This is a genomic window from Streptomyces sp. ML-6 (assembly GCF_030116705.1).
Taxonomy (GTDB): domain Bacteria; phylum Actinomycetota; class Actinomycetes; order Streptomycetales; family Streptomycetaceae; genus Streptomyces.
Genome location: NZ_JAOTIK010000001.1, coordinates 7,777,260 through 7,783,431, shown reverse-complemented (window position 1 = coordinate 7,783,431; position 6,172 = coordinate 7,777,260). Strand labels below are relative to the sequence as shown.

Sequence of the window (6,172 nt, the reverse complement as noted above, 5' to 3'; positions counted from 1 at the left end):
CCCACATACGCCCACACCCCACCAACTCCTCCAGAGAAGAGGAAGACACGGGGGCAGGAAGGCGAGGAAGCGGGAAAGCAAGAAAGAAGAAAGACGGGCAGGAGGTAAAGAAGCAGGGTGACAGGGAGAGGGGGAGATTCTTCGTCCTGCCGGTCCCCAATCCCTCTGGCCGGAAAGCACCGGACCCGGCCGCCCGGCCCGATCTCCCGCAACCGCACCGTCACCGGTTTACGGGAAAACCGCCGCCGACGCCCGACCTTGACGATTCCTCCGACCCGGGCCCGACACAGCCTCCCGGCGCCCGCCCCGGCAATCGCACAGGGCGCAGTGGCAGAGCGACCACTCCTGCCGCCCGGGGCTGCCGCGTTGCCGATATCGCGTTGTGGAAAGCACTGATGGACCGGACCGTGTTGTCGAGAGCTTCTCCGAGCACCATGACGGCGAGAGACGCCAAAGACGCTGCGGTGGCTTCCTGCGATGTATAGGGCCGCCGCAATGCGGCTGGAGAAACTGGAGCAGGAAGCGAAACAGAAATATCCGGGGATCTTCGAGCGCCTGAACGCACAGCGGGCGGCGGCCGGAGCCGCTGTCCCTCCGTGATGCTGGCTGCCAGTGGCCTCGGTCCAAGAGGTACTGGCCCGTCACTACACCAGTCACGAGGCAGACGCCGAAGGTGCCTTCCCGGCAGCGCAAAGGTCCGCTGATGCCACACAGTTGGCCTTGGTCGGAGCATGGCGAGCCGCAGGGCGGTACATGGTCCAACCCGGATAACGGCCTCGTTCCCTGGCCGCAGGAGGAGACGTGCGAAGCCGGCGATGAACTGCCGGCCTGCCTGGCCGATGGCCGCTGTGCGGCCTGTACCTGCTCTTCCTGCCCCCGAACCCGGCCGTCCGGGCCGAGGAAGGCTTTTACACCTGGAGTGGGACGAACGGGAACATCACACCGCACCTCGTATCGCACCCGACACACATCCGGCTGCCGGCTGAGGTTCCCCCTGTTGGCCGGACAGCTTGATACTGGGATGGATGGCCCCGGAGGAAGCAGTCACAGGTAGTGAGCAAGAAGAGCAATACGAGTAAGAGGTACACGGCCGAGTTCAAGCCGGACGCGGTCGCCTCGGCGTTGTCCTCGGAGAAGACGGTCACCGAGGTCGCGAGGGATCTGGGCGTGAGTCCGGAAGGGCTGCGCGGGTGGGTGAAGCAGGCGAAGATCGACCGCGGTGAGGGGTCCGCCGGGGCTTTGACCACTGCGGAGCGCGAGGAGCTGGTCCGGCTGCGGCGGAAGGTCCGCGAGCAGGAGGCCACGATTGAGGTTCTGGGAAAAGCGACCGCCTTCTTCACTCAGGACAAGATGAGGTAGGCACCGCGGCACGGTGTCGTTTCATCGATGCGGAGAAGGCATCGGAGGGTAATCCTGCAGGTCACAGCGTTGCGTTTCTGTGCCGTGCGCTGGGAGTGCCGCGTTCCGCCTACTACGCGCACAGGGCGTCACAGCCGGCCCGGACGGTGCGGGAGCGGGCAGAGGAGGTGCTGGTGGGCGGGATCCGGGTGTTCCACGCCGGCTCACGCGGCGCTTATGGAGCTCCGCGGATCCACGCGGCCCTGCGGCGTGCCGGCCGGATCGTCAACAAGAAGAGGGTCGAGCGGCTGATGCGCCTCCATCACATCGCCGGAATCACCCGGCGGCGGCGCCGTGGCCTGACCCGGCAGGCAAAGCGGGCGGTGTTCGCCGCCGATCTTGTCGGCCGGGACTTCACCGCGCCCCGGCCCGCCATGCGACTGGTCGGTGACATGACCGAACTGGTGACCCTTGAGGGCAAGTTGTATCTGGCGACCTGCATCGATCTTGCGACGCGAGAGGTGGTCGGCTGGGTGATGGCCAACCATCACCGCGCCGAGCTGCCGGTCGCTGCCCTGCGCATGGCGGCCGGACGCGGCGGCCTGGAACGTGGCTGCATCATGCACACGGATCGCGGCAGCGAGTACACGAGTGACGAATTCCGTACTGGAATAGGCAAGTTGCGCATGAGGCAGCCGATGGGGCGTGTCGGCTCTTGTTACGAGAATGCCGCTGCGGAAAGCTGGTTCGCCCTCCTGAAAGCGGAGATCGGGGCGACCGTGTGGGAGACCCGAGAGGCTGCCCGGGCCGACGTTTTCCGCTACGTCGAGGTCGAGTACAACCGCCGTCGGCTCCGTCGCCACCTCGACTACGGGTACGTCACCCCGCTCGAAACGAGATCTCTGCTCAGGCAGGACCTCGCCCCGGCAGCGTAAACACCCGCTGTCCAGCTCGCGGGGGGAACTTCAAAAACCTCCTCCCCCTTTTCCGGCCACGGGTGCAGCGGCAGGGCAGGGGCCGCGGTTCCTCCGGACGGGAACGGGGCCAGGGGCTCCCGGCCCTGCCCCTGCCGACCGGCAGGGGCAGGAGGTCCGCAGCACCCGCGCCTACTGCGGACCGTTGCCGTGTTTGCGGGAGGGCAGGTCGGCGTGCTTGTTGCGGAGCATGGCGAGCGAGGCGATCAGGACCTCGCGGGTCTCGGCGGGGTCGATGACGTCGTCGACCAGGCCGCGTTCGGCCGCGTAGTAGGGGTGCATCAGCTCGGCCCTGTACTCCTTGACCATGCGCCGGCGCATGGCCTCGGGGTCCTCGGCGTCGGCGATCTGCCGACGGAAGATGACGTTCGCCGCACCCTCCGCGCCCATCACCGCGATCTCGTTGGTCGGCCAGGCGTACGTCAGGTCCGCACCGATGGACTGGCTGTCCATCACGATGTACGCACCGCCGTACGCCTTGCGCAGGATCAGCGAGATCCTCGGCACGGTGGCGTTGCAGTACGCGTACAGCAGCTTCGCCCCGTGCCGGATGATTCCACCGTGCTCCTGGTCCACGCCGGGCAGGAAGCCGGGTACGTCCAAAAGAGTGATGATGGGGATGTTGAACGCGTCGCACATCTGGACGAAGCGGGCGGCCTTCTCGGACGCCTCGATGTCCAGGACACCGGCCAGGGACTGCGGCTGGTTGGCCACGATCCCCACGACCTGGCCGTCCATCCGGGCCAGGGCGCACACGATGTTGCGGGCCCAGCGTTCGTGGACCTCGAGGTGGTCGCCGTCGTCGACGATCTCCTCGATGACCTTGTGCATGTCGTAGGGGCGGTTGCCGTCGGCCGGGACCAGGTCCAGGAGGGTGTCGCCGCGCCGGCCGGCCGGGTCGCCGCTGGGGACGGCGGGCGGGTTCTCGCGGTTGTTGGAGGGGAGCAGGCCCAGGAGGTAGCGGACCTCGGCGATGCAGGTCTCCTCGTCGTCGTAGGCGAAATGCGCCACCCCCGACGTCTCGGCGTGGACGTCGGCGCCGCCCAGGCCGTTCTGGGTGATCTCCTCGCCGGTGACGGCCTTGACGACGTCCGGGCCGGTGATGAACATCTGCGAGGTCTCGCGGACCATGAACACGAAGTCCGTCAGCGCGGGGCTGTAGGCGGCGCCGCCGGCACACGGGCCGAGCATCACGCTGATCTGCGGGATCACGCCCGAGGCCCTCGTGTTGCGCTGGAAGATCCCGCCGTAGCCGGCCAGCGCCGAGACACCCTCCTGGATCCGGGCCCCGGCCCCGTCGTTCAGCGACACCAGCGGCGCACCCGCCGCGATCGCCATGTCCATGATCTTATGGATCTTCGTCGCGTGCGCCTCCCCCAGCGCACCCCCGAAGATCCGGAAATCATGCGCGTACACGAAGACCGTCCGGCCCTCCACCGTCCCCCACCCGGTGACCACCCCGTCGGTGTACGGCTTCTTCTCCTCCAGACCGAACCCCGACGCCCGGTGCCGCCGCAACTGCTCGACCTCACGGAACGAACCCTCATCCAGCAGCAGACCGATCCGCTCACGCGCCGTCAGCTTCCCCTTCGCATGCTGCGCCTCGGTCGCCCGGTCACTCGGTCCACGACGGGCCTGCTCACGCAGCGCCAGCAGCCCGCCCACACCAGGCCCGGGGCCCCCGGCCTCCGCACCACTCACAACACTCTCGGAACCCACAGCCTCCACACCAACACCGGCATCCACACCGCCCCAACCCCCTACCTCCCCCACCATATCCGCATCCACCGCACCCGTCCCGCCCATGGCCGGACCTGCCGTCACCCTCACCACAGTCCCCACCACTCACTGCCAGCCCAGCGGAGCACGATAACGCCCCGCATATCGCCACCACCGCGACCCGGCACATCCCGCACCCGCCCTCCCCACGCCCACCCGCCCCGTACCCTCCACCGACTCCACCCGCCCCGCACCCAGCGCACACAACACCACAGCCAACGCAGCCAACTCTTCATCCGTCACCCGCCCCCGCTCAACACACCACACACCACCCGGGCCAACCGAACCGCCGGAACCACTCATCACGCCCTCCTCCGCACATCACACGAAGCCCGCAAAACCACGGGCAGGAACCCACCCAGACAACAACCCCCGCCTTGCACACCCCTACACCCACCCAACACCCAGCAACACCACAGAGTGACCGACCCATTTCGGGAGCCGGCATCCGCCCCTTCGACGAGTACGTTGCCGAATTCACAACGGCCCGACTCCCCATCCCCTCCACGAACGATGCCCTGCCGTACAGGTTCTGCCCAGGCTCGATGGCCAAAAGCGGCGCGGCAATTGTCGTGGACGGTGCGGGTTCAACAACGTCAAGGTGATGCGGGCCCGTCGGCAGGGCCCCAGGCGACTGGCGAACTCCCTCGGGAAGTTGGAACCAGTCGAGATCCAGGACGTAGTGATTCAGATCAGAAATGACCAAGCACGCCCCCTGGTGTTCAAGGACCGTCTACTTCCACCGGCCCGAGAACAAAAGCAGGAACGAGAGCAAGAACGGATTTCTGCCCCTCACGAACGGAACCGGATGACGAGACTTTCGGCCCGCTGCCCCGGCATAACGATCAAAGGCACCCCACAGCAGCAACCCTCCGCACTCAGACCGTGCTCGGTCATGAACCCGCCCTCCCGCGCCTTCGTCAGATCAGCAAAGTGACTCGAACCGCGCGGCGAAGCGGGCGATCTCCTCGGTGGCGCCGCGGGGCAGGTCGGCGACCGCTGTCTCCGGCAGTGCCTCGAGCACGTCGCGCAGCCGGACGCCGAGGTCCGGCAGCAGAGCCCAGGCCGCAACAGGGGCGCTGACGGTGGCGAGCAGTAGATCGCCCTCGTAGAAGCATGCATCGAGCAGCGGTTCCTCGATCAGCAGGCGCACTGCGAGCGGAAGGACATACGGCAGCGCGACCTGCTGAGAGATGAGAGTACGCAGATCTGCGGGGTCGAGTGCGCGCAGCGGGACGCGTCGCAGCTCATGCACCTTGCGGACCAAGTGGGTTGAGTCGGCGGCGGGAGGCGCCCAGCGGGGCGGGTCCAGCTCATCGAGCGTGCGATCGAGGTGCAACCGATGATCCATGGGATTCATTCTCAACCTTTGATCGTCATGCGTCTGCCGCCGCCAGCCACCGCCCGAGTCCGCACATGTCCGGAGTGTTCGAAGAATCGCTCCCGTCCCTCCGTGGTCAACGATCCGAGCCAACGCCAAGGGCATGGGCAAGGGCAGAGATACGAGAGAGCGGCAGGGGCAATGACCGGGCACGCCCCTACAGTGAGGGCATGTCAGACAGCCAACGCCACGTGGTCGTGGAAGCCGACGTCGAGATTCCCGTGCCCGCCGCCGGCGAGGTCTGGGCGGTCGGAGGAGTCGTCCTCGACCAGCACGGCAGGTCCTTCGCCCAGAAACGCAGTCCCGACAGGCGTCTCTTCCCCGACTGCTGGGACATTGTCGGCGGCCACGTCGAGCCCGGTGAATCCCTGCTGGACGCCCTTGCCCGTGAGGTCGAGGAGGAAACCGGCTGGCACCTGCGCCGCGTCCGGCGCCTGCTCGGGATCACCACTTGGACCGGGGACGACGGTGCCGGAAAGCGGCACGAAGCCGATTACCTCGTCGAGGTCGACGGCGACCTGGACCGTCCCTCCCTGGAGTGGTCCAAGCACACCGCCTACGACTGGTTCGGCCCTGGCGACCTTCACCGCCTCAAGGAGAACCGAGCGCCCGGCGACCACCTCATCCACGACCTGATCGCAAAGGTCCTCCGAGTTCACCCGAACGCAACGTAGCCCTACAAGCACGGGCCACCGGTCGA

The 6,172-nt window shown here is 67.2% G+C and carries 5 protein-coding genes and 1 pseudogene; 3 read left to right on the top strand and 3 right to left on the bottom strand.

The features are described from left to right. The first annotated feature begins 1,053 nt into the window (after positions 1-1,053). Both OCT49_RS33980 and OCT49_RS33975 read left to right on the top strand, forming a co-directional pair. Entirely contained in the window at positions 1,054-1,359 is a 306-nt protein-coding gene (locus tag OCT49_RS33980; protein ID WP_283855625.1) for a transposase, read from the top strand. 11 nt (positions 1,360-1,370) lie between these two features. Further along, positions 1,371-2,273 (top strand): annotated as a pseudogene (locus OCT49_RS33975) (IS3 family transposase); the annotation flags it as partial. 171 nt (positions 2,274-2,444) lie between these two features. Here OCT49_RS33975 and OCT49_RS33970 read toward each other — a convergent pair. The 3 genes from OCT49_RS33970 to OCT49_RS33960 form a co-directional block, all read right to left on the bottom strand. After that, on the bottom strand, positions 2,445-4,088 hold the full coding sequence (locus OCT49_RS33970; RefSeq protein ID WP_502963443.1) for an acyl-CoA carboxylase subunit beta: 1,644 nt from the start codon (positions 4,086-4,088) through the stop codon (positions 2,445-2,447). A 69-nt stretch (positions 4,089-4,157) separates the two neighbouring features. Further along, positions 4,158-4,394 (bottom strand): acyl-CoA carboxylase subunit epsilon, encoded by a 237-nt coding sequence (locus tag OCT49_RS33965; protein ID WP_283855623.1) that lies wholly within the window; start codon positions 4,392-4,394, stop codon positions 4,158-4,160. A gap of 622 nt (positions 4,395-5,016) precedes the next feature. Further along, complete coding sequence (locus OCT49_RS33960) at positions 5,017-5,442, bottom strand: contact-dependent growth inhibition system immunity protein (protein WP_283855622.1); 426 nt, start codon at positions 5,440-5,442, stop codon at positions 5,017-5,019. Positions 5,443-5,642: 200 nt separating this feature from the next. On the opposite strand from OCT49_RS33960, the gene OCT49_RS33955 reads away from it, so the two are divergent. Next, complete coding sequence (locus OCT49_RS33955; RefSeq protein ID WP_283855621.1) at positions 5,643-6,146, top strand: NUDIX hydrolase; 504 nt, start codon at positions 5,643-5,645, stop codon at positions 6,144-6,146. Positions 6,147-6,172 lie beyond the last annotated feature (26 nt).